At 62.9% G+C, this 26,287-nt stretch carries 24 protein-coding genes; 18 read left to right on the top strand and 6 right to left on the bottom strand.

Going from position 1 to position 26,287, the window contains the following annotated elements; genetic code table 11:
• Positions 1–155: 155 nt before the first annotated feature.
• From NLY37_RS11450 to NLY37_RS11435, 4 genes are all read left to right on the top strand, one after another.
• Positions 156–656, top strand: coding sequence for a (2Fe-2S)-binding protein (locus NLY37_RS11450; protein WP_023681712.1), 501 nt, complete (start codon positions 156–158; stop codon positions 654–656).
• Positions 657–779: 123 nt separating this feature from the next.
• A complete protein-coding gene (locus NLY37_RS11445) occupies positions 780–3,125 on the top strand; it encodes a xanthine dehydrogenase family protein molybdopterin-binding subunit (RefSeq protein ID WP_023741534.1) in 2,346 nt (781 codons plus the stop codon).
• Between the two features lie 98 nt (positions 3,126–3,223).
• Positions 3,224–4,021 carry an FAD binding domain-containing protein gene (locus tag NLY37_RS11440; RefSeq protein WP_023710724.1) on the top strand — a complete coding sequence of 266 codons (798 nt, stop codon included), beginning with the start codon at positions 3,224–3,226 and terminating at the stop codon, positions 4,019–4,021.
• 287 nt (positions 4,022–4,308) lie between these two features.
• A complete protein-coding gene (locus tag NLY37_RS11435; RefSeq protein ID WP_023741533.1) occupies positions 4,309–5,331 on the top strand; it encodes an acyltransferase family protein in 1,023 nt (340 codons plus the stop codon).
• 66 nt (positions 5,332–5,397) lie between these two features.
• Here NLY37_RS11435 and NLY37_RS11430 read toward each other — a convergent pair whose 3' ends face one another.
• The 5 genes from NLY37_RS11430 to NLY37_RS11410 form a co-directional block, all read right to left on the bottom strand.
• Entirely contained in the window at positions 5,398–5,904 is a 507-nt protein-coding gene (locus NLY37_RS11430; protein ID WP_023741532.1) for a GNAT family N-acetyltransferase, read from the bottom strand.
• On the bottom strand, positions 5,904–6,674 hold the full coding sequence (locus NLY37_RS11425) for a copper homeostasis protein CutC (RefSeq protein WP_031246097.1): 771 nt from the start codon (positions 6,672–6,674) through the stop codon (positions 5,904–5,906). Before NLY37_RS11425 ends, NLY37_RS11430 begins: the two co-directional genes overlap by 1 nt.
• A gap of 99 nt (positions 6,675–6,773) precedes the next feature.
• On the bottom strand, positions 6,774–7,205 hold the full coding sequence (locus NLY37_RS11420) for a cupin domain-containing protein (RefSeq protein WP_023681708.1): 432 nt from the start codon (positions 7,203–7,205) through the stop codon (positions 6,774–6,776).
• A 77-nt stretch (positions 7,206–7,282) separates the two neighbouring features.
• On the bottom strand, positions 7,283–7,669 hold the full coding sequence (locus NLY37_RS11415; RefSeq protein WP_023691071.1) for a hypothetical protein: 387 nt from the start codon (positions 7,667–7,669) through the stop codon (positions 7,283–7,285).
• Between the two features lie 64 nt (positions 7,670–7,733).
• A complete protein-coding gene (locus NLY37_RS11410; RefSeq protein WP_031246096.1) occupies positions 7,734–8,330 on the bottom strand; it encodes an alpha-ketoglutarate-dependent dioxygenase AlkB in 597 nt (198 codons plus the stop codon).
• Between the two features lie 151 nt (positions 8,331–8,481).
• On the opposite strand from NLY37_RS11410, the gene NLY37_RS11405 reads away from it, so the two are divergent.
• From NLY37_RS11405 to apnL, 8 genes are all read left to right on the top strand, one after another.
• Positions 8,482–8,709 carry a KTSC domain-containing protein gene (locus NLY37_RS11405; protein ID WP_023681706.1) on the top strand — a complete coding sequence of 76 codons (228 nt, stop codon included), beginning with the start codon at positions 8,482–8,484 and terminating at the stop codon, positions 8,707–8,709.
• Between the two features lie 219 nt (positions 8,710–8,928).
• Positions 8,929–9,756 (top strand): phosphogluconate dehydrogenase C-terminal domain-containing protein, encoded by an 828-nt coding sequence (locus tag NLY37_RS11400; protein ID WP_023688186.1) that lies wholly within the window; start codon positions 8,929–8,931, stop codon positions 9,754–9,756.
• Positions 9,757–10,079: 323 nt separating this feature from the next.
• Positions 10,080–11,021, top strand: a complete 942-nt coding sequence (locus NLY37_RS11395) for a D-ribose ABC transporter substrate-binding protein (RefSeq protein ID WP_023741529.1) — start codon at positions 10,080–10,082, stop codon at positions 11,019–11,021.
• Between the two features lie 92 nt (positions 11,022–11,113).
• A complete protein-coding gene (locus NLY37_RS11390; RefSeq protein ID WP_023741528.1) occupies positions 11,114–11,752 on the top strand; it encodes a DUF2291 family protein in 639 nt (212 codons plus the stop codon).
• The gene (locus tag NLY37_RS11385) at positions 11,749–13,296 is read left to right on the top strand and encodes a sugar ABC transporter ATP-binding protein (protein WP_023741527.1); all 1,548 of its coding nucleotides are present in this window, start codon (positions 11,749–11,751) and stop codon (positions 13,294–13,296) included. The genes NLY37_RS11390 and NLY37_RS11385 overlap by 4 nt, the downstream gene beginning before the upstream one ends.
• Positions 13,293–14,357, top strand: coding sequence for an ABC transporter permease (locus NLY37_RS11380; protein ID WP_023741526.1), 1,065 nt, complete (start codon positions 13,293–13,295; stop codon positions 14,355–14,357). Before NLY37_RS11385 ends, NLY37_RS11380 begins: the two co-directional genes overlap by 4 nt.
• A 2-nt stretch (positions 14,358–14,359) precedes the next feature.
• A complete protein-coding gene (locus tag NLY37_RS11375; protein WP_023681700.1) occupies positions 14,360–15,394 on the top strand; it encodes a Gfo/Idh/MocA family protein in 1,035 nt (344 codons plus the stop codon).
• Positions 15,391–17,229 (top strand): D-apionate lactonase, encoded by a 1,839-nt coding sequence (gene apnL, locus NLY37_RS11370; RefSeq protein ID WP_023741525.1) that lies wholly within the window; start codon positions 15,391–15,393, stop codon positions 17,227–17,229. The genes NLY37_RS11375 and apnL overlap by 4 nt, the downstream gene beginning before the upstream one ends.
• Before the next feature lies 1 nt (position 17,230).
• On the opposite strand, the gene NLY37_RS11365 is transcribed toward apnL, so the two are convergent.
• Positions 17,231–17,944 carry a transcriptional regulator NanR gene (locus NLY37_RS11365; RefSeq protein ID WP_023741524.1) on the bottom strand — a complete coding sequence of 238 codons (714 nt, stop codon included), beginning with the start codon at positions 17,942–17,944 and terminating at the stop codon, positions 17,231–17,233.
• 187 nt (positions 17,945–18,131) lie between these two features.
• Here NLY37_RS11365 and oiaX point away from each other — a divergent pair, with 187 nt between their 5' ends.
• The 6 genes from oiaX to NLY37_RS11335 all read left to right on the top strand — a co-directional run bounded on the left by oiaX (position 18,132) and on the right by NLY37_RS11335 (position 26,278).
• The gene (gene oiaX / locus NLY37_RS11360; RefSeq protein WP_023741523.1) at positions 18,132–19,382 is read left to right on the top strand and encodes a 3-oxo-isoapionate-4-phosphate decarboxylase OiaX; all 1,251 of its coding nucleotides are present in this window, start codon (positions 18,132–18,134) and stop codon (positions 19,380–19,382) included.
• Between the two features lie 4 nt (positions 19,383–19,386).
• On the top strand, positions 19,387–20,721 hold the full coding sequence (locus tag NLY37_RS11355; RefSeq protein WP_023741522.1) for a four-carbon acid sugar kinase family protein: 1,335 nt from the start codon (positions 19,387–19,389) through the stop codon (positions 20,719–20,721).
• Between the two features lie 217 nt (positions 20,722–20,938).
• On the top strand, positions 20,939–22,456 hold the full coding sequence (locus tag NLY37_RS11350; protein WP_023741521.1) for an FGGY-family carbohydrate kinase: 1,518 nt from the start codon (positions 20,939–20,941) through the stop codon (positions 22,454–22,456).
• Entirely contained in the window at positions 22,453–23,229 is a 777-nt protein-coding gene (locus NLY37_RS11345) for a DeoR/GlpR family DNA-binding transcription regulator (RefSeq protein ID WP_031194761.1), read from the top strand. The genes NLY37_RS11350 and NLY37_RS11345 overlap by 4 nt, the downstream gene beginning before the upstream one ends.
• Positions 23,226–24,938: a glycerol-3-phosphate dehydrogenase/oxidase gene (locus tag NLY37_RS11340; RefSeq protein WP_023741520.1), complete on the top strand. Its 1,713-nt coding sequence runs from the start codon at positions 23,226–23,228 to the stop codon at positions 24,936–24,938. The genes NLY37_RS11345 and NLY37_RS11340 overlap by 4 nt, the downstream gene beginning before the upstream one ends.
• A gap of 275 nt (positions 24,939–25,213) precedes the next feature.
• The gene (locus NLY37_RS11335) at positions 25,214–26,278 is read left to right on the top strand and encodes a sugar-binding transcriptional regulator (RefSeq protein ID WP_245270874.1); all 1,065 of its coding nucleotides are present in this window, start codon (positions 25,214–25,216) and stop codon (positions 26,276–26,278) included.
• Positions 26,279–26,287: the final 9 nt, after the last annotated feature.

Below are 26,287 nucleotides of genomic sequence, written 5' to 3'. Positions count from 1 at the left end.
GGCGGACAGGCCCATGATTTTCGTTTTCTCCATGACCGAAAGTACAATGAGCGCCGTGTGTTTTTTGCGCTTTGTGCAGTGTACCAATAGCGCATGGCCGAGCGCCAAAGCCGCATCGGCAGCATGACTACCAAGGTCATACCCAGGGAGGATGCATGTCGGACGTTTCGTTTGTCGTGAACGGAAAACGGATCAGCGGCGCTGCCGAGGACCGAACGCTTCTGGTTCATTTCCTGCGCGAAAATCTTGGTCTCACCGGAACGCATGTCGGTTGTGACACCTCTCAATGCGGCGCCTGCGTCGTGCATGTCGACGGCAAGGCGGTGAAGTCCTGTTCGATGCTGGCCGTGCAGGCCTCCGGGTCGACCGTGGTGACGATCGAAGGGCTTGCCAATGGCGGCGACCTGCATCCGATGCAGGCCGCGTTCAAGGAACATCATGGGCTGCAATGTGGCTTCTGCACGCCGGGCATGATCATGACCGCGACCGACATGATCGCGCGCCATCCCGAAGGCCTCGATGAGGCGACGGTGCGCGCCGAGCTCGAAGGCAACATCTGCCGCTGCACCGGCTACCACAACATCGTCAAGGCGATCCTCGCCGCATCGCAGACTATGGCGAAGGTGCCGAAGGGCAGGGCGAAACAGGCAGCGTAAGAAAGAAGCGAGTAGCGAATAGGGAGTAGCGAGTAGTCGGTTTAGCCGAACCGCTCCGAGCACAATTCCCTACTCACTAATCACTATTCGCCACTCACTATTCGCTATTCCGGAGGAATTCCTATGGGCATTGAAGGTATCGGCGCTCGGGTCGTGCGCAAGGAAGACAAACGCTTCATCACCGGCGCCGGCCGCTATGTCGACGACATGGTGGTTCCCGGCATGAAGCATGCCGCTTTCGTGCGCAGCCCGCACGCGCATGCTCAGATCAGGAAGATCGACGTCAGACGAGCGCAGGCGATGCCCGGCGTCATCGGCGTCTTGACCGGCAAGGAGCTCAAGGCCGACGGCATCGGCAACCTGATCTGCGGCTGGATGATCCATTCCAAGGACGGCTCGCCGATGAAGATGGGCGCGTGGTCGCCGCTGGCGGTCGACAAGGTGCGCTATGTCGGCGATGCGGTCGTCATCGTGGTGGCGGAAACCAAGGGCCAGGCCCGCGACGCGGCCGAAGCGGTCGAGATCACCTACAAGGAATTGAAGGCGGTGGTCGATGCCACCAAGGCGCTGCAAAAAGGTGCGCCGCAGGTCCATGCCGATGCCGAGGACAATCTGATCTTCGACTGGGAGATCGGCGACGCCAAGGCGACCGACGCGGCGATCCAGGCGGCGGCCCATGTCACCCGCATGAAGATCGTCAACAACCGGCTGGTTCCCAACGCCATGGAGCCGCGCGCGGCCCTTGGCCATTACGACAAGGCCGAGGACCATTTTACCTGCTGGACGACGTCGCAGAACCCGCATGTCGCGCGGCTAGTGATGAGCGCCTTCTACAATGTCGCTCCGGAAAACAAGCTGCGCGTCATTGCGCCCGATGTCGGCGGCGGCTTCGGCTCGAAGATCTACATCTATCCCGAAGAGATCGTCTGCCTTTGGGCGTCGAAGAAGACCGGCGTCCCGGTCAAATGGGTTGCCGACCGTACCGAAAGCTTTCTCACCGACGCGCATGGCCGCGACCATGTCTCGACAGTCGAAATGGCGTTCGACAAGAACAACAAGATCACCGGCTTCAAGGTAGACACCATCGCCAATCTCGGCGCCTACATGTCGCTGTTCTCGTCTTGCGTGCCGACCTATCTCTACGCGACGCTGCTGTCGGGCCAGTACAACATCCCGACGATCCACGCCAATGTGCGCACCGTCTACACCAACACGGCACCCGTCGACGCCTATCGCGGGGCAGGGCGGCCGGAAGCCACGTATCTGCTCGAACGGACAATGGAGACGGCCGCGCGTGAACTTGGGGTCTCGCCGGCGGAGTTGCGGCGCGCCAATTTCATCACCGAGTTTCCGCATCAGACGCCGGTCATCATGAACTATGACGCCGGCGACTATGGAGCTTCACTCGATGCGGCGACACAGGCGTCCGACTATGCCGGCTTTGCCAAGCGCAAAGCGGCGGCCGGCAGCCAGGGCAGACTGCGCGGCATCGGCATGAGCTGCTATATCGAGGCCTGCGGCATCGCGCCGTCGGCGGCGGTCGGTTCGCTCGGCGCCGGCGTCGGTCTGTGGGAATCCGCCGAAGTGCGGGTCAATGCCGTCGGCACGATCGAGGTGCTGACCGGCTCGCACAGCCACGGCCAGGGCCATGAGACGACCTTCGCGCAACTCGTCAACCAGCGTTTTGGCGTGCCACTGGACTCGGTCTCGATCGTCCATGGAGATACCGACAAGGTGCAGATGGGTATGGGCACCTACGGCTCGCGCTCGGGCGCGGTCGGGATGTCGGCAATTGCCAAGGCGCTCGACAAGGTCGAGGCCAAGGCCAAGAAAATCGCCGCCCATCTGCTCGAGGCCGACGAGGGCGACATCGTCATCGAGAATGGCGAGGTCAAGGTTGCCGGCACCGACAAGAGCCTGCCCTGGTTCCAGGTGGCGCTTGCCGCCTACACCGCTCACAATCTGCCGGCAGGCATGGAGCCGGGACTGAAGGAAACAGCCTTCTACGATCCGGCGAACTTCACTTTCCCGGCGGGCTGCTACATCTGCGAGGTCGAGATCGATCCGGAAACCGGCACGACCGAGATCGTCCAGTTCGTCGCGGCGGACGATTTCGGCAACATCATCAACCCGATGATCGTCGAGGGTCAGGTGCATGGCGGCATCGCCCAGGGCATCGGCCAGGCGCTGCTGGAAGGCGCGCACTATGACGATAGCGGGCAGCTGCTGACGGCGAGCTACATGGACTACACCATGCCGCGCGCGGACGACCTGCCGTCATTCAAGGTGTCGACCTCGAACACGCCGTGTCCGAGCAATCCGCTCGGCATCAAGGGCTGTGGCGAGGCCGGCGCCATCGGCTCGCCGCCAGCGGTCATCAACGCCATCACCGACGCTTTGGGGATTGTGGACATCGCCATGCCGGCCTCGCCGTCGACGGTGTGGGCGGCGATACGGGCGAAGAAATGAGTGAGTAGGGAGTAGTGAGTAGGGAATGGGCATCGCCGGAGATGACAGCGTCCCTATTCCCTACTCACTACTGCCTAACCACTTCAGGGGAGGATCACATGTACGCAGTCAACTACCACCGCGCCGCCTCGGTCGCCGACGCCGCCAAGCTGGTGAAGAGCGGCGACGCCAGGCTTTTGTCAGGCGGCATGACGCTGATCCCGGCGATGAAGACGCGGCTCGCCGCACCGTCCGACCTGATCGACCTGTCGCGGATCAAGGAGCTGCAAGGCGTCAAGGTGTCGGGCAAGACCGTCACCATCGGCGCCGCCACAACCCATTACGACGTCGCCAATGACGAGAAGCTGCGGAAGGCCTGTCCGGCGCTTGCCCACCTTGCGTCGCTGATTGGCGATCCGGCGGTGCGCCACAAGGGCACGATCGGCGGCTCGGTCGCCAACAACGACCCAGCCGCCGATTATCCGGCGGCGCTCTTGGCGCTGGGCGCCACCATCGTCACCAACAAGCGCGAGATTTCAGCCGCGAAATTCTTCACCGGGCTGTTCGAAACGGCGCTGAAAGAAGGCGAGATCATCACCTCGGTGAGTTTTACCGCGCCGGCCAAGGCTGCTTACGAAAAATTCCGCAACCCGGCCTCGCGCTATGCGATCGTCGGCGTGTTCGTGGCAAAGGGCAAGGACGGGGTCAGCGTTGCCGTTACCGGCGCCGGCGATGACGGTGTGTTCCGCTCGAAGGAGATCGAAGCAGCACTGGCGAAGAATTTTGCCGCATCGGCGCTCGACGGCGTGAAAGTGCCGGCGAAGAATTTGATGACCGACCTCCACGCTTCGGCCGAATACCGCGCCAATTTGATCGCCGTGATGGCCAAGCGCGCGGTGAACGCCGCCAACGCTTGACATCATAAAGCTACTGACAAGGAAAGGGGCCATCGCGGCCCCTTTGTTCGTCTGCGGCGGGCTGTAACTGCCCAGTCCTTGCGGGTTCGCTGCCACGCGCAAATCCGTTGTTTAGGTAATTCCCGTGCAAGAACAGGCGCATACTTCCCAAGGGACTGCCCAGCCCCATTCTCGCACTTGCACAATCTGATATTGCACTGCAATATGTATAGCTAGGCGGAACACGGGGTGGATTCTGCGCGCGGCGGTGTGAGCTGCGCCAAGATCTTGCGTCGTAGAGGATCGGCATGGCCGACATCTCCGCAGCGTCTGTTGCCCTGCCGCGGGCCACAGCCGACAAAGCAGCCAGAGCAAGACTGGCCTATCTCGATGGCTGGCGCGGGCTTTCGATCGCACTGGTGCTGATCGGCCATTTCTTCCCCGTTCCCGGGATCAATCTCGGCGTGCTCGGCGTCGAGTTCTTCTTCGTGCTCTCAGGCCGGCTGATGGGCGAGATACTGTTCATCGAACGCTTTCCGCTGAAAAAATTCTTCAAGCGCCGCTTTTCGCGCATCTATCCCGCGCTGCTGGTGTTCGTGACATCAGCCATGATCGGGCTCTCCGGCACCTTTATCGCCTTCAAATGGAAGGCGGCGCTGACGGCGCTGACATTCACCTACAACTATGCCGGAATTCTCATCACCCGCGCCGGCGCGCTCGACCACATCTGGTCGCTATGCGTGGAAGAGCACGCCTACATCATCCTGGCGCTGATCAGCGTGGCGGTGACCGGGCGGGGCAATGTCGTGCGGCTGCTGGTGACGCTGTCGCTGCTGGCGATGGCCAATGGCGCCATTTCGTACTGGGTGCTCGGCATGGATTACGAGCACAGCTATTGGCGCACCGACGTGCATATCGCCTCGATCCTGCTGTCGGCATCGATCTGCCTGCTCAGGCACGATGACCGGCTGCCGGCATTCCTGAAGGGTCCCTATGTCAGTCTGGTGTCGGCGGCCGCCGCCATTCTGCTGTTCCTCGATCCGGTGCCGACGCCGGTCCACTATCTCCTGGCGGTGCCCTTGCTGGCGCTTGCCGTCAATACGCTGGACACCAGCAACTGGCATCTGACCGGCCTGCTTTCATCCAGGCCGATGGTGATGATCGGGCTGTGGTCGTACTCGCTCTATCTCTGGCAACAGCCCTTCTACAAATTCGTCGCCGAGCAGGGCAGTGCGCCGATCCCGATGCTGGCGGCTGTCTTCGCCTGTGCATTATGCAGCTACTATCTGGTCGAGAAGCCCGCGCGGGCCTGGCTGAACCGGAATTGGTGAGGGCTACGGACTCCTAATCTTATGCCGCCGTGGCGATCTGCTTGCCGATCATCAGCCGGCGACCCATCAGCCGGCGATCTCCTTGAGGTAGTAGCGCACCGCCTTCTTGCCGCCATGGATCACCGCGTCACCGACCTCGGCAAAGCCAAGCGCCGCATGGAAGGCGTCCGAAGCCGGATTGGGCGGTTCGACATTGACCTCGCAGGTGACGATGCTGTGGCCCGCGCGTGCGACTTCCCCGAACAGATCCTCGTAGAGCCGGCGGGCATGGCCGCGGCCGCGCGCTTGCGCCGCGACGACGACGCGGTCGACATAGACGAAGCGTGGATAGCGCTCGCGGAACCAGAGGAAATTCGGGCTGTCGTAGGCCGCATTCTGGTCGAAGGTCATGATGAAGGCTTCGAGCGTGCCGATGCGCCTGACGTAAAACGCTTCGCCAAGCAGGAAAGACAGCCGTTCGGGCTCGAGCCATGACAGTTCGGCGGCGTGCTCATTGTTGAGTGCGAGGATGGCCGCTTCGTCCTGAGGCGAGACACGGCTGATCGGCGACGGCCCAGTCACGGCTTCGCTCATCATGCTCTGGCCGCCGCAATCGTCGCGGCAACCAGCGCCCCATCGGTGACTGTGGTGCGGTATTCGCGGTCCAGATCGCCGCCGCCCATGCCGACTTGCGGGTTGCGGTAGGCCATGGCGCTCGGTACGTCCTTGAGCGCGGCGAAATGCAGTTCCGTCAGCCCGGTTGATGCCAGCACCCCGGCGATGTTTTCGGGGTCCAGCGCGCCGCAGCCGAGGATGATGATGCGGCCGTCGGCCTGGCGGACGAGATCCGCCAACAGGCCGGCGCCTTCCACCGCGGTGTCCCTCTGGCCGCTGGTCAGCACGCGGCCGACCTTGCAGCGGATCAGCGCTTCCAGCGCCTCGGCCGGGTCGCGGGTCATGTCGAAGGCGCGGTGGCAGGTGACGGCGAGCGGACCGGCGGCATGGACCAGCGCGCCCATGCGGGTTTCATCGATGGTGCCGTCGGCATTGAGGCAACCGACAACGACGCCGGCGACGCCGAGGTCACGAAGCGCTGCGACATCGGCGAGCATCGAGCTGTATTCGGCCTCGCTGTAGAGGAAATCGCCGCCGCGCGGCCGCACGATGACATGGAAGGGAATTGTCGCGCTCTCGAGTGCGGCGCGCACCGTGCCGAGGCTGGGCGTGATGCCGCCTTCGACCAGGCTGGCGCAGAGCTCGACCCGGTCGGCGCCGGCGGCCTGCGCAGCCAGCAGTCCATCGATGCCTTCGACGCAGATTTCGATCAGGGGGCGAGCATTTCCGGCCAAGGGGCGATCCTTCATGATTGCATGACGGCCAGCCCTAGCATCGGCTCGGTTGGTGGGGAAGCCGGAACAGCCAGTCGCTGCTTGGGCCAGCCCGGCAACCCGGCCGATCCGCAATTACTGGCGCAGCACCGTGTTCTTGGCGCCTTGTTCGACCTGGTCGATGACCAGCAGCTTGACCGGGCCGTCGCCGATGTTGGTGGCCTGGTGCCACTGGCCGATCATCTCGATGATGAAATCGCCCGTCTTGTAGGTGTTGCTGTTGCCGGTCTCGACATTCGTCACTTTGAGTGTCCCGGCTTCGACATAGGCGTAGCGGGCAAACGGGTGCTTGTGCACCGGCAGAGTGGCACCGACCGCAATGTCATAGGTTGAAACCAGGACCTGGACATTTTTCTGCGGCAGCACGATCGGCTGGCCGGACGCCGTCTGGCTGCGATCGGCAAGCGGTGTGACGACAACCGGCGGGATGGTACTGTCCAGCGCCCGAGCGGGGTTTGCCGATAGCGCTGCCGCGAACAGCAGCATCGATGCCAGGATCTTTCGCATGGTTCCTCCAGGTTTTACCGCCACCGCGCGGCGCGACGCCAAAGTTCTAACTCTCGTCAGTTACTGGAGACACAACGTCATCCGCCGGTGCCGTCGTCCATCATCGTATTCGTGAGCGCTTCATAGATGTTGCTGCATACCTGAGACCGCGGACAGTGTTTTACGATGAATGCCGGCACGACAGTCAGTGCGGCGGCGATCAGGATTTGCAGGAAGAGAGGAGCAGGCTCGAAGCGTTTGCCAAACAAGGCTCGGCAAGCGAAGTAGAGACTTTGAGCCAGGCATGCCCAGACAAGGACATGCAACAGCGTGCTCGTTGCTCGGGCATAGGGCGTTATGTATCCGTCGGGAAAGCCGACCATGCCAAGGTCGACGAGCCACTGCAGAGCCAGAACGCAGGACAGGCATGCCCACAGAAAGAGCGCCACGCGGGTAACCAAAACTCTGCTGCGATCCACGCTCATATGCAATCGAAGCACAACTGCGCTCGGCCTTCCAGAGCGGCTGCTGCGTGGCTTGGAGTATCGCCTATTTAAGAGTGCGCAGCGTGATCGAATAGCGGTGCCCGGCGACCGGCGGAATGCTGTGCTCCCATTCGTGGCGCGCTGGGCCATTCATGAGATAGACAGATCTCGGCTGAACCTCAATCGTCTCGCGATTCCATTTCGAGCCGTTTTTGCGGCGCAGCCGAAAGCTGCAGGACGCCAGCAGCGAGACGCCGGCGACGAGATCGAAATGCGGCTTGTCGCGATGCCAACCTATGCCCGCGCCCGGCCGATACTCGTTGATGAGCACTTGGGCGAATTCCGTGGCCTGCCTGCCGGCAAAATCCGCGACCTTGTCGCGAAGCGGCAGCAGGAATTTCGGGATGGGCGGCGCTTCGACGACCTGGCGCCGGTCGTAGTCGTAGCGCCAGCCGAAGCCGGCGACCAGCCGGTTGGCAATATGGCCATGGAAATCGAACGGCTTGAAGGACAGTTCATTGAGGTGACGGACCAGTTCCGCCTCTTCGTCCGTTGTGATCAGGCTAGGCCGGTAAGAAAATCCTTCCGGCAACGCGTCGGCCGCGCCGAAGAGATCGCCCTGGCTGGCATATGCTGTTGTGCTGGATTTCGTCTGTGCCATCTGACGGAGAGATAGGAAGCCTCGCCGCCCGGGCAAGATTGTCGGCGTTGTGGTGCGCCTCCCTCTCGGAACCTCCGCATCGTTGCGGCATTACGCATGTTCGAAGCAGGATTTGGGGCGAAAGATTTGGGGACGAAGCAGGATTTTCGACATGCCGTCCACTGCCATTCGCAACACCCACTACGACCCGTCGACGAAAATCCTCTCGGTCTGGTTCGTCCCGAGCGGAGCCCGCTACGACTATGAAGAGGTCGAGCCCGAGACCTATGCGGCGTTCCGCGCCGCCTTCTCGAAGGGGCAATTTTTCAACGAGTTCATACGCGATCGCTACCGGTTTCACCTGGTTGAAGAAGGGCGCCGGCGCGTGACTGGATCCTGAAGGCGCTACCAGGAGTCGCAGCGCAGGGCTAGTTTTCGGGCTGAGAAGACCAGGGACCCAGGCAGCTATAGGCCCGCCAAGTGCGAGTGGAATGCCAAACGGGCCCGTATAGCCGCTCATCAAAGCCCTGTTCAACTCCTCAATTCGTGGTAAGGTGATTATACCAGTTAATAACATGACGATCGGCGCGGCCGTCGTTTAATGCGGGAGTAAGGATAGATGACGACGATTGCGCTGTTCGGTGCCGGCGGCAAAATGGGTTACCGCCTGTCGACCAATTTTCGCGGATCGCCCTACACGGTACGCCATGTCGAGGTCAGCGAGGCCGGCCGCGAGCGGCTGAAGACCGGACTGGGCTTCGACGCGGTCAGTGCCGATGCGGCGCTCGACGGGGCGGATATTGTCATCCTGGCCGTTCCCGACACGCATATCGGCAAGGTGGCGGCTGATATCGAGAGCAAACTGGCGCCAGGCACAATGGTGATAGTGCTCGATGCGGCCGCACCCTTCGCCGGCCATCTGCCCAACCGGCCGGACCTGACCTATTTCGTCACCCATCCCTGTCATCCGCCGATCTTCAACGACGAGACCGACATGGCGGCCAAGAAGGACTATTTTGGTGGCGTCAAGGCCAAGCAGCATATGGTCAGCGCGCTGATGCAGGGACCGGAAGCGGATTACGCCAAGGGCGAGGCGGTCGCGAAAATCATCTGGGCGCCGGTCATGCGCTCGCACCGTGTCACCGTCGAGCAGATGGCGCTGCTGGAGCCCGGTCTATCGGAGACGGTGTGCGCATCACTGCTTGTCGTCATGAAGGAAGCCGTCGACGAGGTCGTCGCGCGTGGCGTCGACCAACAGGCGGCGCTCGATTTCCTGCTCGGCCACATGAACGTGCTCGGCGCCGTCATTTTCGGCGAGACCAAGGGTGTGTTTTCCGACGCTTGCAACAAGGCGATCGAGTTCGGCAAGCCGGTGCTGATGCGCGACGACTGGAAGCGGGTGTTCGAGCCGGAAGAGATCGCCGCGAGCATTCGGCGCATTACCTGAGGCAGGCCGAGTCAGGCGCTGGCCGGAGTGCCTCGATCGCTCGACACACCCGCCATGACAGCCACATGTTTTTGCTCAGTGGCACATGTCACCTCAATTAGTGATTGACTCATCATACCAGTTGGCTTAGCTGTTGATGGCTTGGACAAGGGTTCGCGGGAAGTACGAAGCCTGGGCGAGTGGAGGGACGGCGGGGGAGCAGCGATCGTTTGAGAAGCCGGCACCGGCATTCAGCCTGAACCGATCGGCGGCCCGCGTTGCGCGACGAATTCGAGTGCAGAGGCCTTGATTGATCAAGGCAATTTTTCAAACGGGAGGACATCATGAAACTCACACGCAGAATGACACTTGCGGCTTTTGCCGGCATGCTGGCGCTTGGCACGGCGGCGCCCGCCTATGCGGCCGAGCTCATTGCCATCATCACGCCCTCGCACGACAATCCGTTCTTCAAGGCGGAAGCCGTCGGCGCCGAAGCCAAGGCCAAGGAACTCGGCTACGAAGCGCTTGTGCTCGTCCATGATGACGACGCCAACAAGCAGTCCGAATTGATCGACACGGCGATCGGTCGCGGCGCCAAGGCGATCATCCTCGACAATGCCGGCGCCGACGCCACCGTCGCTGCCGTGCAGAAGGCCAAGGACGCCGGTGTTCCGTCGTTCCTGATCGATCGCGAGATCAATGCCACCGGCGTCGCCGTGGCGCAGATCGTCTCCAACAACTACCAGGGCGCCCAGCTCGGCGCGCAGGAGTTCGTCAAGCTGATGGGCGAGAAGGGCAATTTCGTCGAACTGGTCGGCAAGGAATCCGACACCAATGCCGGCATTCGCTCGAAGGGCTATCATGACGTCATCGACGATTATCCGGATCTGAAGATGGTCGCCCAGCAATCGGCAAACTGGAGCCAGACGGAAGCCTATTCCAAGATGGAATCGATCCTGCAGGCCAACCCGGATATCAAGGGCGTCATCTCCGGCAATGACACGATGGCGATGGGCGCCTATGCGGCGCTGGTCGCGGCAAACCGCAAGGACGTCATCGTCGTCGGCTTCGACGGATCCAATGACGTGCGCGACTCCATCACCGCGGGCGGCATCAAGGCAACCGTCCTGCAGCCGGCCTATGCGCAGGCGCAGATGGCGGTCGAGCAGGCCAACGACTTCATCAAGAACAAGAAGTCGCCGGCCAAGGAAAAGCAGTTGATGGACTGCGTCCTGGTCAATGGCGACAATGCTGCCAAGCTGGAAACGTTTGCGCTGACCAACTGAGCCGGCGTGACATGAACAGCGAGGGGCGACCCAAGGGTCGTCCCTCGTCGCCATTTTCCGTGGGTACTGATCACCATGCTCAACAAGCCATCATGCTGAACAACAAGCCGACCTGGCCGATCCTTGCCGTGATACTCGGCATCAGCCTGACCGCATGTAAGATTTTGCCGACTCCCTCGGGGGATAGCGGCAACGGCTTCAATCCTGACAGGATGGTCGAGGAGATCTGGGCCGCGAAGGTCGTACCTTACCTCCAGCAGAAAGCCGGGCCGTTTGCCCAGGTCCACGCTCTGGCGAAAACCGATCCTGCTTCCGCCGGCGCCAAATATGGCAATCCGAACAAGCAGGCGAATTCGCCCTGGACCTTCGCGGTTCGCGTCGAGGGCAAGATCATCGCAGCCAACACGCAGTCGCGGGCCGCGACCATGGATATCGATGTGGACGGCGACGGCAAGGCCGATGCGCGGGTACAGATCGGACCGGCCATGCGCGGAACCGCGCTGCGCGACAGCCTCGATTTCATCCAGTTCAACGATTTTACCAACCAGATCGACTTCGCCCAGTTCGGCAAGGCGTTCAACGCCTATGCCGTCAAGGCCGTGCTTGCCAAACTGCCGCGTGACGCCTTGGAGGGCCGGACCGCCAAGGTCCTCGGCGCCTATACGCTCGAAAACGGCCAGGACCTGCCGCTGGTGACGCCGGCGGAGGCAGAAATCGGGCCGAAGCCATGAGCGCTGCGGTTGCTCACGATGTCATCCTGAAACTGGAGGACGTCTCCAAGGTGTATTCAGGCACCGTCGCGGTCAAGCGCGCGAATTTCGAGGTGCGCAAGGGCGCGGTCAATGTGCTGGTCGGCGAAAACGGCGCCGGCAAATCGACGCTGATGAAGATCATCGCCGGCGTCGAACAGCCGACGCTTGGCCGGATCCTCCTGGAAGGGGAGGAGGTCTCCTTCTCGTCATCGGGCGATGCGGTGAACCGCGGCATTGGCATGGTGTTCCAGGAGCTGAACCTGTTTGGCAATATGACCGTCGCCGAGAACATCTTCGCCACGCGCGAGATCACCAACCGGTTCCGCAAGATCGACCGCAAGGAGCAGGAGCGTCGCGCGGCGCAATTTCTCGAACGCCTGCAGGCCGGGATAAGGCCCGACATGCTGGTCGAGGATCTGCGCATCGGCCAGCAGCAGCTGGTCGAGATCGCCAAGGCGGTTTCGCTCGATGCGCGCATCCTGATCATGGACGAGCCGACCTCGGCGCTCAGTGCGGCGGAAGTCGAGATCCTGTTCAAGGTGATCGCCGACCTCAAGGCGCGCGGCGTGGCGATCGTCTACATCTCGCACCGGCTGGAAGAGCTGATCCGCATTGGCGACTACATCACGGTGCTGCGCGATGGACACATCACCGGCCAGGAAGAGATGAAAAACGTCGACACGCGGTGGATCGTGCGGCAGATGATCGGCTCCGACGCCAAGGATTTCGCCAAGGCCGACGGCCATGTTCCCGGCGGAGAGATATTCCGCGCCGAGGACATCTGCCTGCCGCGCGCGACCGGCGGACTGGCGGTCGATCACGTCTCGCTGTCGCTGCGCGCCGGCGAGATCCTCGGCATATACGGCCTGATGGGCGCCGGGCGGAGCGAGCTGTTCGACTGCATCATGGGCCGCCATGGCCAGGCTACCGGCGCGATCTTCATCGCCGGCAAAAAGGTCAAGGAGCGCGACACGACGCGGCGTATCCGGCGCGGGCTGGCGCTGATCCCCGAAGACCGCCAACGCGAAGGGCTGGTGTCGATCCTCTCCGTCGCCAGCAATCTGACACTGGCCAGCCTGTCGCGTTTTGTCCGCCTGTTTCACATTCGCGGCGGCCAAGAGAAGCAGGCGGTGACGCAGATGGTGCGGGAACTGGCGATCAAGGTCGCCGACCCGGCGCAGGAGGTCTCATCGCTGTCGGGCGGCAACCAGCAAAAGGTGGTAATCGGCAAGGCGCTGCTCACCGGGCCGAAGGTGCTGCTGATGGACGAGCCCAGCCGCGGCATCGATGTCGGCGCCAAGGCCGACGTCTTCCGCACCATGCGCAAACTGTCGCGCGATGGGCTCGGTATTCTGTTCGCCACCTCCGATCTCGATGAGGTGATGGCGCTGTCCGACCGGATCGCGGTGATGAGCAATGGAAAACTGACCGGCATGTTCGATCGCGCCGAGGCGACGGAGGCAGCCCTTGTCGCCGCCTCGGCACTTGGCCACGGACCGGCCCCGCACACGGAGAACCCATGACTGACATCCCGGCCAAGGCGGCTGTCTCCTCCGTTTCGAGCGGCTCGCTGCTGCTGACGCTGATGAAGGCGAGGACCTTCATCGCGCTGATCGCCGTCTTGATCTTCTTCTCGATCGCGGCGCCGAATTTCCTGTCGACCGCCAACCTGATCCTGATGTCGAAACATGTGGCGCTGAACGCCTTCCTCGCTATGGGCATGACCTTCGTCATCATCACCGGCGGCATCGACCTGTCGGTCGGCTCGATCGTCGGCCTGTGCGGCATGGTCGCCGGCTACCTCGTGCTGAACGGAATCGACCTGCAATTCGGCTACACAATCTATTTCAATGTCGTCGAGATCGCCCTGATCACGCTGGCGGTCGGCATATTGATCGGCGCCGTCAACGGATTGCTGATCACCAGGTTGAATGTCGCGCCGTTCATCGCCACGCTCGGCGTGCTCTATGTCGCGCGGGGCCTGGCGTTGCTGTCGTCGGACGGCCGCACCTTCCCCAACCTCGTCGGCAAGCCGGAGCTTGGCACCACCGGGTTTGGTTTCCTCGGCGCCGGGCGGCTGCTCGGCCTGCCGGTGGCGATCTGGATCCTGATCGTCGTTGCGCTGGCGGCGGCATATCTCGCCAAATACACGCCGCTCGGCCGCCACATCTTCGCCGTCGGCGGCAATGAACGGGCGTCGCGAATTTCGGGCGTTCGTGTCAACGTGGTGAAAATGTTCGTCTACATGTTCTCCGGCTTTTGCGCGGCGATCGTCGGTTTGATCATCTCGTCCGAACTGATGGCCTCGCACCCGGCAACGGGCGAAAGTTTCGAGCTCAACGCCATCGCGGCGGCAGTGCTCGGCGGCACCTCGATGTCAGGTGGGCGCGGCACGATCGGCGGCACCATTGTCGGCGCCTTCGTCATCGGCATTCTTTCGGACGGGTTGGTGATGATGGGCGTGAGTTCCTTCTGGCAGATGGTGATCAAGGGCCTTGTCATCATCGTCGCCGTCGTCGTCGACCAGGCGCAGCGCCGGCTGCAGAGCCGGGTGACGTTGATGCAGATGGCAAAGGCAGGCTGAGCATGGCGGAGTTGCGGGGAGGGCTCATCGGCTGCGGCTTCTTTGCCATCAACCAGATGCATGCCTGGCGCGACATTGAAGGCGCCGCGATGGTCGCCATTTGCGACCGCGACCCGGAGCGGCTGCGCATCATCGGCGACCAGTTCGGCATTGCGAAGCGCTACACCGACGCGGCAGAGATGTTTGCAAGCGAAAGCCTCGACTTCGTCGATATCGCCACTACCGTTCCCAGCCATCGTCCGCTGGTCGAGATGGCGGCGCTGCACCGTGTGCCGGTGATTTGCCAAAAGCCGTTCGCGCCGACGCTTGCCGACGCCAAGGCGATGGTGAGGGCCTGCGTGGAAGCCGGCGTACCGCTGATGGTGCATGAGAATTTTCGCTGGCAGTCGGCGATCCAGGCGGTGCGTGCCGTGCTCGACAGCGGCGAGATCGGCACGCCGTTCTTCGGGCGCATCTCCTTCCGCTCTGCCTATGACGTGTTTTCCGGCCAGCCCTATCTCGCCAAGGGAAAGCGCTTCATCATCGAGGACCTCGGTATCCACAGTCTCGACATCGCCCGTTTTCTACTGGGCGACGTGTCGACGATCACGACGCGAACCGCGCGCATCAACCCCGGCATCGCGGGCGAAGATGTCGCGACGATGCTGATGGACCACAAGAGCGGGGCGACGTCAGTGGTCGACTGTAGCTACGCGACGAAGCTCGCCACCGAACCGTTTCCCGAAACGCTGATCGAGATCGACGGCAGCGACGGCACGATCCGCTTGGCGCAGGGATATCGGCTCACCGTCACCGGCAGGAGCGGCACGAAGATCACCGACGTTTCGCCGCCCGTACTCGCCTGGGCATCGCGCCCATGGCACAACATCCAGGAGAGCGTCGTCGCCATCCAGCAGCACTGGGTCGACTGCCTGGCAAAGGGAACCGAGCCGGCGACCTCGGGCGCCGACAATCTCAAGACATTCGCGCTGGTCGAGGCGGCCTATCTGGGCGCCGCGAGCCACGAACCTGTCCACCTGGATGGCTTGCTGACATGACAGCCGACGCCTTCCTCCTATACGGCACACGCGTGGTCGAGGCCGAGCCGGTTAGGCTGAGTGCGGGCTTGCTCAGCGCCGACTTTGTCAACGGCAGCCTGCGCACCATCCGTTACGGCGGCATCGAAGTGCTGCGCGCCATCGCCTACATCGTGCGCGACCGCTACTGGGGCACCTATGAACCGGCGCTGACGGACCTTGCCGTCGATCAGGACGCCGACAGCTTCTCCGTCAGCTACTCCGCAACTTGCTTAGCACCGGGCGGAAGCCGGCTCGACTTTCGCGCTACGATCAAGGGCTCCGCCAACGGTCACCTAGTGTTCGACGTCAGCGCGGTCCCTGAAAGCGATTTCGAGACCAATCGCTGCGGTTTTTGCGTCCTGCATCCGATCGCCGGCCTCGCCGGCAGCCCGGTCACGGTCGAGCATACCGACGGCAGCGTGGTGGCGACGAAACTGCCGCTGTTGATCGATCCCTGGCAGCCTTTCAAGGATTTGCGCGCGATCACCCATGAGGTCCGGCCGGGCATCACTGCCGAATGCCGGATGGAGGGCGACACTTTCGAGATGGAGGACCAGCGCAACTGGTCGGACGCGTCCTACAAGACCTATGTGCGGCCACTGGCGCTGCCTTGGCCCTATGTGCTGCCGGCCGGCCAAACTGTAAGCCAGACGGTCAGCCTTCGCATCACCGGCGAGGGGGGAATGCCGGCCGCAGCATCTGCCGCCGAACCGGTCAGCGTCGAACTCGGCGAGACCGGGCAGAGGCTGCCGGATCTCGGCGTGATCATCTACCCGGATGAGGTCGAAGCAGCGCTCGCAAATCTTTCGACATTGACCGAGCTCGGCCCGCAGCAACTTGTCTTCCACTACGATCCGACGCGCGGCCACGGTCTCGAAGCATTGCAGTCTTATGCAAGGCTCACCGCCGCCTATCCGGTGCAGACGACGCTGGAATGCGTCGTTGCCTGCGCGGGCGACCTCGATGCCGAGCTGTCAGGCGTTGCCGACATGGTGCGTCAAGCCGGGTTGAAGCTTTCGGCCATTGCCGTCTCGCCTTCGGTTGACCGGCAGTCGACACCGCCGGGCAGTGCGTGGCCGGACTGTCCGCCGCTCGAAGACGTCTATGACGCGGCGCGGCGCGCCTTTCCCGATATCCGGCTTGGTGGCGGCATGTTCAGCTATTTCACCGAGCTCAACCGCAAGCGCGTGCCGGGGGGCCTGCTCGATTTCGTCACCCACTGCACGTGCCCGATCGTGCACGCCGCCGACGATCTCAGCGTCATGCAGTCACTGGAGGCGCTGCCCTTCATCACCGCGTCGGCGCGGGCGATCTTCGGGGCAAAGCCTTACCGCATCGGTCCGTCGACGATCGCCATGCGCCAGAACCCCTATGGCGGCGCGACCAAGGGCAATCCCGGGGGACAGCGCATCGCCATGGCCGATCGCGACCCTCGCCATGCCGGCCTCTTCGCAGCCGCATGGGCGATCGGCTATGCCGCGCGCGTGGCGCCGGCTGGGCTGGAACTGCTCACGCTGTCCGGCTTCGCCGGGCCCTTCGGCGTGCTCGCAGCATCCGGCGAACCCGTCGCGGAAGGATCGCCTCGGCCGATCTTCGGTGCCATCAAGGGGCTTTGCGAACTGGCCGGCCTTGCGCATGTGGCGGCAAGGACGAGCGATCAGACGAAGGTGCTGGCGCTGGCCGGCCGCTCCGCTTCGGGCAAGACCGTGGCGTGGCTGGCGAACCTGACGGCGAACGACGTGACGGTCGACATCTCAGCGTTTGGCCGAGGCCAACTGGTGATGACCCCTTACGCGATCACGCGGATCGGCTGAATCAGTTGCCGGAGTTCATCACATAAAGCGCGCGCGAGCGCTCGAGATGCTTGATCATCGCCTTCTCGGCGCCGTCGGCATCCTTCTTCTCGATGCGGCCGATGATCTCTTCATGCTCGGTCAGCGTGAACTGTTCCTTGCCGGTCCAGATCAGCATTTCGGTGTGATATTCCTTCAGCCAACCGAGCATCGCTTCGCTCACGGCGACATAGATCGGGTTGCTGGAGATCGCCGCGATCTGGGTATGAAACTTCATGTCGGCGGAGATAAAGGCCTCGGAATCGCCGCGAAAACCGCGCTGTTCGGCAACGGTGGCGCGTAGCCGCTGAACGTCCTCGGCGGTGGCGTTTTCGGCGGCTTCCCTGACCATGCCGCGCTCGAAGAAGATGCGCGCGGTTTTCAGGTGTTCCAGCGTGTCCTTCGACGACGACAGGATGATCTTGGCTGCGCCATCGACCTGCTTGATGATCGACTTCGCGGTCAGTTGCAGCACCTTGGCGCGTTCCCCATGCGAGATCGCGACGAGGCCCATATTGCTCAGCGCCTGCATCGCCTCGCGGATCGCGGGACGGCCGACCTCGAAGCGCTCCATCAACTCGCGCTCCGACGGCATGTCGTCGCCCGGCGTCAATTCTCCGCTGGTGATCAGGCGCTTCAGCCGCAAAAACACTTCGTCGGAAAGTTTGCGCCGGACGATCGGCTCCGAACGGTTCATCGTCGCGAATCACTCCCTTGACCTGTGTCTATCTAGCACTGCCGCAGCTGTTCCCGGAATGGCTGTCGCCCCGATCGCCCATAGCCGCCAGACAGGATATTGCTTGCAAAGCTTATGTACTCATTATACCAGAATCCGACGATCAAGGAACTCTTTTCGAACCCCCTGCGGCCTCAGACAACGAACCATGATCACGCTCACCTACCGCATCGAGACATCAGGCAGCATCGAGACGCTGGCAGCCAAGATCGCCAGCGACCAGTCGACTGGAACCTTCGTCGCGCTGCCCGGCGAGACCGAGGAACTGAAAGCCCGGGTGGCCGCGCGTGTCCTGGCCATTCGGCACCTGCCGGACGCACTTCGCCCCTCCATTCCCGAGGCCGGTAACGGGCCGTTCAAGCGCGCGGATGTCGACATCGCCTTTCCATTCGATGCCATCGGCCACGACCTGTCGGCTCTGATGACCATTGCCATCGGCGGCGCCTATTCGATCAAGGGCCTAACCGGCATTCGCGTTGTCGACATGAAGCTGCCGGAGCAATTCCGCGGCGCGCATCCAGGTCCGCAATTCGGCGTCGCCGGCAGCCGCAGGCTGACAGGTGTCACGGATCGGCCGATCATCGGCACCATCGTCAAGCCGGCGCTGGGGCTGCGGCCCCCCGAGACCGCCGCGATGGTGGGCGAGCTGATCGCCGCCGGTGTCGATTTCATCAAGGACGATGAGAAGCTGATGAGCCCAGCCTATTCGCCGCTGGCGGAGCGGGTAAAGGCAATCATGCCGCTGATCCTCGACCACGAGCAGAGGACCGGCAAGAAGGTGATGTATGCCTTCGGCATCTCGCATGCCGACCCGGACGAGATGATGCGCAATCACGATCTGGTGGCCAAGGCCGGCGGAAATTGCGCGGTGGTCAACATCAACTCCGTCGGTTTCGGTGGCCTGGCTTTTTTGAGAAAACGCTCCAGCCTGGTGCTTCACGCTCATCGCAACGGCTGGGACATCCTCACCCGCCATCCTGGCCTCGGTATGAACTTCAAGGTCTGGCAACAGTTCTGGCGGCTGCTCGGCGTCGACCAGTTCCAGATCAACGGCATCCAATCGAAATACTGGGAGCCGGACGCGTCTTTCGTCGAGTCCTTCAAGGCGGTGACGACGCCGATTTTTGCGCCCGAGGATTGCGCCTTGCCTGTGGCGGGCTCCGGCCAATGGGGCGGGCAAGCGCCCGAGACCTATGAACGGACCGGCCGGACGGTCGATCTGCTCTATCTGTGCGGCGGCGGCATCGTCAGCCATCCGGATGGACCGGGCGCCGGGGTGCGTGCCGTGCAGCAAGCCTGGCAGGCGGCGGCCGACGGCATTCCGCTGGCGGATTTCGCCTTGAGCCATCCGGAGCTGGCGCGGTCGATCGAAAAATTCGGCGACGGCAAAGCGGCCTGAAGCAATGCAAGACCTGCTTCTCAGCTATTATGGCGACGACCTCACCGGCTCGACCGACGTCATGGAAGCGCTCGAACTCGGCGGCGTGCCGACCGTGCTATTTATGAGCCAGCCGGACGCGGCCATGCTTGCGCAGTTCAGCCACTGCCGCGCCATTGGATTGGCCGGCACCAGCCGCAGCGAGACGCCACAATGGATGGACACGCATCTGAGCGATGCCTTCGCCTGGCTGAAGACGCTGAATGCCGCGATCTGTCACTACAAGGTCTGCTCGACCTTCGATTCCAGCCCGACCATCGGCAGCATCGGTCGCGCCATCGAGATCGGCCGCTCGGTTTTCGCTCAGGACAGCGTGCCGCTGCTGGTTGGGGCGCCGCAGCTCAAGCGTTACACCGCCTTCGGTCATTTGTTCGCGGCCTATCGTGAAAAGTATTTCCGCATCGACCGCCATCCGGTGATGAGCCGCCACCCGACGACGCCGATGGATGAATCCGACCTGCTGATCCATCTGTCGCGGCAGACGGAGCTCACATCGGGGCTGGTCGATCTCGCGACGTTGCAGTCGGTGTCGCGCTCGGAAGCCTTCGACCGCTTGCTCGCTGAGGGCACCGACATCGTACTTGTCGATGTCGACAGCCTCGAGACGCAGGCGCTTGCCGGCAAGGGGATATGGCGCGCCCGCAAGCCGGGCGGTTCGTTCGTCGTCGGCTCGTCCGGAATCCAATATGCGCTGCTGGCCGAATGGGTGTCGAGTGGGACAGTCAGAGCTGAGCCAGGATTTTCGCCGCCAGGTGCCGCCGACCGGATCGCGGTCGTCTCGGGCAGTTGTTCGCCGACGACCGAACGACAGATCCGGCACGCTTTGACCGACGGCTTCGATGGCATCGAGGTCGATCCCGTCGAACTGATCTCCGAAGCTTCCGGAGATGCGATCGCACGCGCGACGGCAGCCGGTCGCGCCAGTCTGGAAGCCGGGCGCAGCGTCGTTCTCTACACGGCCCTTGGACCCGCGGCCGATAGGGGGGGCGAAATCGACCGCCAGGAAGGCGCCCGCCACAAGCTCGGGCGGGGCCTCGGCGAACTGCTTCGCGCGCTGACCATCGAGCAGAAGTTGCAGCGCGTGGTCGTTGCCGGCGGCGACACGTCGAGCCACGCGCTCGGCCAGATGGGTGTCGATGCGCTGACCGTGCGGATGCCGCTGCCGGCGTCGCCGGGCTCGCCGCTTTGCGTCGCTCACTCGCGCGTCAAGGCGATCGATGGGCTGGAGGTGGCACTCAAGGGCGGGCAGGTCGGAACCGACCGCTATTTCAGCGCCATCCGCGACGGCCTTAGCAGCTGACAACGCGTCGCTCCGGCAACCGCGAGATCCATCCGAAGCCTTTTTGTCGCGTATGTTGACGTTAAATTCACATAAAGATATGAGTTCTTTGTTGCGGCGAGGTGCTTTTGCCGTTTGTCCCCCTTGCTCAATCGGGGTTGTCGCCATGTGTTTCGCCCTTGCATCAGACTGCAGGATCGCCCTGTAGCAATCGCCAATGCTGAAAGAGGCGGTGATCATGCCCAGCCTGCTCGGAATCGATAACGGCCTCACGGTCACCAAGGCGGTCATCTTCGATGCCGACGGCACGCAATTGTCCGTGGCGCGTCGCCGGGTGCCGCAATCGATGCCCCACGCGCGCTGGGTGGAGCGCGACATGTCAGGCCTGTGGCAAGCAACAGCCGACGCCATCAAGGAGGCGATCGCGCTCTCCGGCAGGCCGGCGGAAGACATCAAGGCGGTGGCGGCGACCGCGCATGGCGATGGTCTCTATCTGCTCGATCATGATCGTCAGCCTTTGGGATCAGGCATCCTGTCGCTCGACAGCCGCGCCGGCGACATTGTCGAAAGGTGGTCCGCCGGTACCGTTTTCACCGATGCGCTGGCGACGACGGGCCAGACGCCGCATGTTTCGGCGCCGTCGGCGCTGCTGGCGTGGCTTAAGCAGAACGATCCTGATCGCTATGGCCGCATCGGCCATGTGCTGGCCTGCAAGGACTGGCTGCGCTTTTGCCTGACCGGCACGATCGGGACCGACCGCACGGAGGCCAGCACTTCATTCACGGATTTTCGCACGCAAGCCTATGCGCCTGAAGCGCTGCGCATCTTCGGGTTGGAGGATCTGTTCGACGCGCTGCCGCCGGTGGCGCATTCCGCTGACATCGCCGGTCAAGTCACAGCCGATGCCGCCGAAAGGACCGGCCTTCGCAAGGGAACACCGGTCGCCTGCGGCCTGCACGACGTGGCCGCCTCGGCGCTTGGCATGGGCGGCCATGAAGACGGCGTGCTCGCCATCGTCGCCGGCACCTATTCCATCAATGAAGTCGTCTCTTCGCAACCGCGCGTCGACCGGCGTTGGTTCTGCCGCAACGCCATCGACGCGGGCCGTTGGAACAACATGTCGATCTCGCCGGCCTCGACCGCGAACTACGACTGGTTTCTCGACACGTTTTGCCGCGCGGAGCAGGACAGGACGGATGGCGGCTCCCTCCACGAATTGCTGGCGGGAGAGATCGACGCGGCGTTGAAGAAGCCTTCGACCATCCTGTTTCATCCCTATCTGTTCGGCTCTCCCTATGGCGATTTGGCCAGCGGCAGCTTTGTCGGCCTGCATGGCTGGCACAATCGCGGCGACATGCTGAAGGCGGTTCTGGAAGGCATCGCCTTCAATCACCGCACCCATGTCGAGGCCTTGCGCGACGGCTTTGCCGTCAGCGAGATCCGCCTGACCGGGGGCGGCTCGCGTAATCCTGCTTTCGTCCAGATGTTTGCCGACGTGCTGAACGCCCCGGTCACCGTCACCTCGACGGATGAGACCGCGGCCCTCGGTGCCGCGCTTTGCGCAGGTGCTGCGGTCGGCTTGTTCAAGACGCCGCAAGAGGGCGCCAGGCAGATCGGCATGACGGCGCGGACGTACCAAACCGTGCCCGCCTCCAGTGCTGTGTTCAATGAGCGGTTTTCGCTCTACTGCCGCATAGCCGAGCAGTTGAAGTGGCATTGGCCTGATATCGAAAGGCTGGCGGGGGTAAACGCATGATCAAGGCCGACGAACGACGCGAAGAGATCGCCGATTATGTGATCAAGCTCGGCCAGGTGCGCATCGATGATCTGGTCGAGCATTTCGGCGTGTCGCGCATGACCATCCACCGGCATATCGACCGGCTGGCGCAGCAGGGCGTGCTGCGCAAGCTGCACGGTGCGGTGACGGTCCAGCCTTCCGGCCTCTACGAGAGCGCTTTCCGCTACCGGGTGACCGTCAATCGAGCCGAGAAGGATGCACTGGCGCGGGCGGCACTGGATTATATCGAGGCCGGCCAGGTGGTGATGCTGGACGATTCATCGACGGCAAACGCGGTCGCGACGCTGCTGCTCGACGTCAAGCCGCTGACCGTCATTTCCAACAGCGTCTCGACGGCGGGCCAATTGATCAATGTCGACGATATCGATTTCATCTGCCTCGGCGGCCAGTATCACGGCACCTACAATGCCTATATCGGCATCGTCTGCGAGAACGCCGTGGCGCAGTTGCGCGCCAATGTGCTGATCTGTTCGGCTTCGGCCGTCACCGGAACCACGGCTTTCATCCAGGATCCGAATGTCGTGCGGGTCAAGCAGGCGATGATGACCGCCTCCGTGAAGCGCATCCTTTTGGTCGACCACGCAAAATTCGACCGGATCGCGCTGCATGTCTTCGACGATCTGACCAGTTTCGACGCCGTGCTGGTGACCGAGGGCCTGGGCGATGCGCAGGCGCAGAGCCTCGAACGGGCGGGGGTGAAGTTGCGCATCGTCAAGACGAAGGCGCCATGAACCCAGCAGATGGAGCCGGGGCGGACAATCCCGCCGGGCGTCTCGCCGCGATGGCCGGGACCGGCGAAGTCGACGTCGTCATTCTTGGCGCCGGCATCAACGGGGCTGGGCTGTTTCGCGATCTGTGCGCGCAAGGTGTCAGCTGCCTGATCGTCGAAAAGGCGGATTTCGGCTCGGGCACCAGTGCCGCGCCGTCGAGGCTCATCCACGGTGGGTTGAAATATCTCGAGACCGGCGAGTTCGGGCTGGTGGCGCAGTCGACGCTCGAACGCAATCTGCTTCTTCAAAACGCGCCGCACTATGTCAGCCCGCTGCCGACCGTCATCCCGATCTTCTCGTGGAGCAAGGGCATGCTCGCGGCGTTGCGAACGCTGTTCGGCTCGACCAGCGCGCCGCGCAGCCGCGGCGCCATACTGATCAAGATCGGCTTGATGATCTACGATTTCTACGGTTCACGAAACCAGGTCATGCCGCGCCACCGCATGGTCGGGCGGCGGCAGGCGCTTGTTGAGATGCCGGCGCTCAATCCGGCGATCGTCGCCACCGGCACCTACTACGACGCCAAGATAAGTCACCCGGAAAGGCTGGTGCTGGAACTGATCCTCGACGGCTTGCAGGCTCACGCGGCGTCTGCCGGTGCCAACTACACGACACTGGCGGCTTCAGCCAATGGCGTGCTCACATTCCAGCCGGAAAACGGCGCGGCCTTTTCGGTGCGGCCGAAGCTGGTGGTGAACGCCGCCGGTCCGTGGATCGACGACGTCAACGCGCTGCTTGGTGCTCCATCGAAGATGATCGGCGGCACCAAGGGCTCGCATATCCTGTTAAGGCATGACGAACTGGTCAAAAGCCTCGCCGGGCGCATGCTCTATTTCGAGGCCGATGACGGCCGCATCTGCCTGGTCTACGACTATCTCGGCCTGGCGCTGGTCGGCTCGACCGACATCAAGGCCGACAATCCGGACGCGGTCCGCTGCGAACCCGAAGAAGTCGACTATCTGCTCGACAGCGTGCGAACGCTGCTGCCGGGCATGGCGTTCGAGCGCGACCAGATCGTCTACGCCTATAGCGGCATCCGGCCGCTGCCGACGTCTGAAGCAGCGACGCCCGGACTGATCAGCCGCGATCATTCGGCGCCCGTTGCCGAGCCGGACGGCAACAGGCCCTTTGCAGTCATTTCGCTGGTCGGCGGCAAATGGACGACGTTCCGCGGCTTTGCCGAGGAAGTCACTGATACCGTACTCAAGCGCTTGCAGCGCAGCCGCAAGGTGACGACGCGAGCCATGCCGATCGGCGGCGGGAGGGATTTCCCGGCCAACGCCACGGCCCGCGCGGACTGGCTGGCCGAGGCACAGCAGGCAACAGGCGCCGGGGAAGGGCGCCTTGATCAATTGCTGTCGCGCTACGGGACCAGAGCCGTTGAGATCGCCAGGCATGGGTCGGATGATGAGGGTCGTCTGCCGGACTCGGACGGCTACGGCAAGGCGGAAATCGACTACATCGTGCGCAACGAATTCGTCGAACATCTGGCCGATGTCGTTATGCGCCGCAGCACGTTGGCGATAGGCGGCTCGTTGACGAGCCGCGACCTGCAGGAGATTGCCGCGATCGCCGGGCGGGCGTTGGGGTGGAGCACCGAGCGCCTGGCGCGGGAGGTCGAAGCCGCTGTTGTCGAGCTCGAGGGCAGGAACCTGATGCGGCTGGACTGATCGCTCCATCGCCGACACCTTAGCTTTTCCTGAGGCAATCCGATCGATTTGCCCTTGTTGCGCCGTGTGCATCAACCTTCCCATTTTGCACCCGGATTGGGATTTTGCCGCGCCCTACGGGTTCATGCCGTCACCTGGATGAGGTAACACAAATTGACGTTAAATTAACACTGCCGTATGGTCGGATTATATGCTTAGCTTCTAATAGGCCCGCGTTGGCTGCCGAACATCGGCTGAGGCAACCATCTGCGGAGGATTGACAGCGATGCAAAGGTATGAAAATTTTTGCACACAAAGATAATATTATCACCTGGGGAGGGGATGGCTTGAATTCGGGCGGAAGCGCAAACCGCGACCATGAGTCCAGCCTCGCCACGCGCGCGGCCTGGCTGCACTATGCCGGTGGTCTGACCCAGGCCCAGGTGGCCAAGCGGCTTGGCCTGACCAGCCTAAAGGCGCATAGGCTGATCACCAAGGCCAACCAGGAAGGTCTGGTCAGGGTCTTCATCGACGGCGACGTCGCCGAATGCGTCGACCTGGAACAGCGCCTGATCGCCGCCTATGGGCTCCACTATTGCGAGGTGGTTCCCGATCTCGATCAGGACGAACTGCCGCTGAAGGGGCTGGGCATTGCAGGCGCCCAGTTCCTGAAGCGCGAAATCGATCGCGGCGAAGACATGCTGATCGGCGTCGGCCATGGCCGCACGCTTGCCGCCAGCGTCGAATATCTGACGCGCGCAACTGCTGCTCACATCCGTTTCGTCTCGCTGCTTGGCGGCGTGACGCGCAAATTCGCCGCCAACCCGCACGACGTCATGCATCGCCTGGCAGAGCGGACAGGCGCGCAGGCCTTTGTCATGCCGGTGCCTTTTGTCGCCAATACCGCCGAGGACCGTGAAGTGCTGCTTGGCCAACGCGGCATCAGCGATGTGTTCGCTCTCGCCAGCCGGTCCGACCTGATGTTCGTCGGAATAGGCACGGCCGAGCGGGAGGCGTCGCTGGTCGCCACCGGCATGATCGAGCCTTCCGAAATCGATGAGGTCAAGCGGGACGGCGGCGTCGGTGAATTGCTGGCGCATTTCTTCGACGACAAGGGGCGTCCGGTCGAAACGGCCCTGTCGGAAAGAATACTGGCGCTTCCGCGCGATCAGTTGAAGGGCCGCAGGATCGTTGCCGTCGCCGGCGGCAAGGTGAAGGTGCGCGCCATCAAGGCAGTACTCGAAAGCCGTTATCTCAGCGGCCTGATCACCGACGAATGCACGGCCCGCGCGCTGGTCGAGCTCGACGACGCAGCCGGGGCCGCGAAGCGCCGCGTGAACGGAGGAACTTCGAATGCGTGACAACGGAAA

The sequence above is a fragment of the Mesorhizobium sp. C395A genome (assembly GCF_030323205.1).
GTDB lineage: Bacteria > Pseudomonadota > Alphaproteobacteria > Rhizobiales > Rhizobiaceae > Mesorhizobium.
This window is presented reverse-complemented; position numbering and strand designations above follow the sequence as displayed.

Excerpts from the sequence above, each read along its gene's own strand:
- NLY37_RS11435 (WP_023741533.1), top strand. The coding sequence starts at position 4,309 with ATGGCCGACATCTCCGCAGCGTCTGTTGCCCTGCCGCGGGCCACAGCC.
- NLY37_RS11400 (WP_023688186.1), top strand. The coding sequence starts at position 8,929 with ATGACGACGATTGCGCTGTTCGGTGCCGGCGGCAAAATGGGTTACCGC.
- NLY37_RS11335 (WP_245270874.1), top strand. The coding sequence starts at position 25,214 with ATGAAAATTTTTGCACACAAAGATAATATTATCACCTGGGGAGGGGAT.
- NLY37_RS11415 (WP_023691071.1), bottom strand. The coding sequence starts at position 7,669 with ATGAGCGTGGATCGCAGCAGAGTTTTGGTTACCCGCGTGGCGCTCTTT.
- NLY37_RS11390 (WP_023741528.1), top strand. The coding sequence starts at position 11,114 with ATGCTGAACAACAAGCCGACCTGGCCGATCCTTGCCGTGATACTCGGC.
- oiaX (WP_023741523.1), top strand. The coding sequence starts at position 18,132 with ATGATCACGCTCACCTACCGCATCGAGACATCAGGCAGCATCGAGACG.
- NLY37_RS11350 (WP_023741521.1), top strand. The coding sequence starts at position 20,939 with ATGCCCAGCCTGCTCGGAATCGATAACGGCCTCACGGTCACCAAGGCG.
- NLY37_RS11440 (WP_023710724.1), top strand. The coding sequence starts at position 3,224 with ATGTACGCAGTCAACTACCACCGCGCCGCCTCGGTCGCCGACGCCGCC.
- NLY37_RS11340 (WP_023741520.1), top strand. The coding sequence starts at position 23,226 with ATGAACCCAGCAGATGGAGCCGGGGCGGACAATCCCGCCGGGCGTCTC.
- NLY37_RS11430 (WP_023741532.1), bottom strand. The coding sequence starts at position 5,904 with ATGAGCGAAGCCGTGACTGGGCCGTCGCCGATCAGCCGTGTCTCGCCT.
- NLY37_RS11410 (WP_031246096.1), bottom strand. The coding sequence starts at position 8,330 with ATGGCACAGACGAAATCCAGCACAACAGCATATGCCAGCCAGGGCGAT.
- NLY37_RS11445 (WP_023741534.1), top strand. The coding sequence starts at position 780 with ATGGGCATTGAAGGTATCGGCGCTCGGGTCGTGCGCAAGGAAGACAAA.
- NLY37_RS11385 (WP_023741527.1), top strand. The coding sequence starts at position 11,749 with ATGAGCGCTGCGGTTGCTCACGATGTCATCCTGAAACTGGAGGACGTC.
- NLY37_RS11375 (WP_023681700.1), top strand. The coding sequence starts at position 14,360 with ATGGCGGAGTTGCGGGGAGGGCTCATCGGCTGCGGCTTCTTTGCCATC.
- NLY37_RS11405 (WP_023681706.1), top strand. The coding sequence starts at position 8,482 with ATGCCGTCCACTGCCATTCGCAACACCCACTACGACCCGTCGACGAAA.
- NLY37_RS11380 (WP_023741526.1), top strand. The coding sequence starts at position 13,293 with ATGACTGACATCCCGGCCAAGGCGGCTGTCTCCTCCGTTTCGAGCGGC.
- NLY37_RS11420 (WP_023681708.1), bottom strand. The coding sequence starts at position 7,205 with ATGCGAAAGATCCTGGCATCGATGCTGCTGTTCGCGGCAGCGCTATCG.
- NLY37_RS11395 (WP_023741529.1), top strand. The coding sequence starts at position 10,080 with ATGAAACTCACACGCAGAATGACACTTGCGGCTTTTGCCGGCATGCTG.
- NLY37_RS11425 (WP_031246097.1), bottom strand. The coding sequence starts at position 6,674 with ATGAAGGATCGCCCCTTGGCCGGAAATGCTCGCCCCCTGATCGAAATC.
- NLY37_RS11355 (WP_023741522.1), top strand. The coding sequence starts at position 19,387 with ATGCAAGACCTGCTTCTCAGCTATTATGGCGACGACCTCACCGGCTCG.
- NLY37_RS11345 (WP_031194761.1), top strand. The coding sequence starts at position 22,453 with ATGATCAAGGCCGACGAACGACGCGAAGAGATCGCCGATTATGTGATC.
- NLY37_RS11450 (WP_023681712.1), top strand. The coding sequence starts at position 156 with ATGTCGGACGTTTCGTTTGTCGTGAACGGAAAACGGATCAGCGGCGCT.
- NLY37_RS11365 (WP_023741524.1), bottom strand. The coding sequence starts at position 17,944 with ATGAACCGTTCGGAGCCGATCGTCCGGCGCAAACTTTCCGACGAAGTG.
- apnL (WP_023741525.1), top strand. The coding sequence starts at position 15,391 with ATGACAGCCGACGCCTTCCTCCTATACGGCACACGCGTGGTCGAGGCC.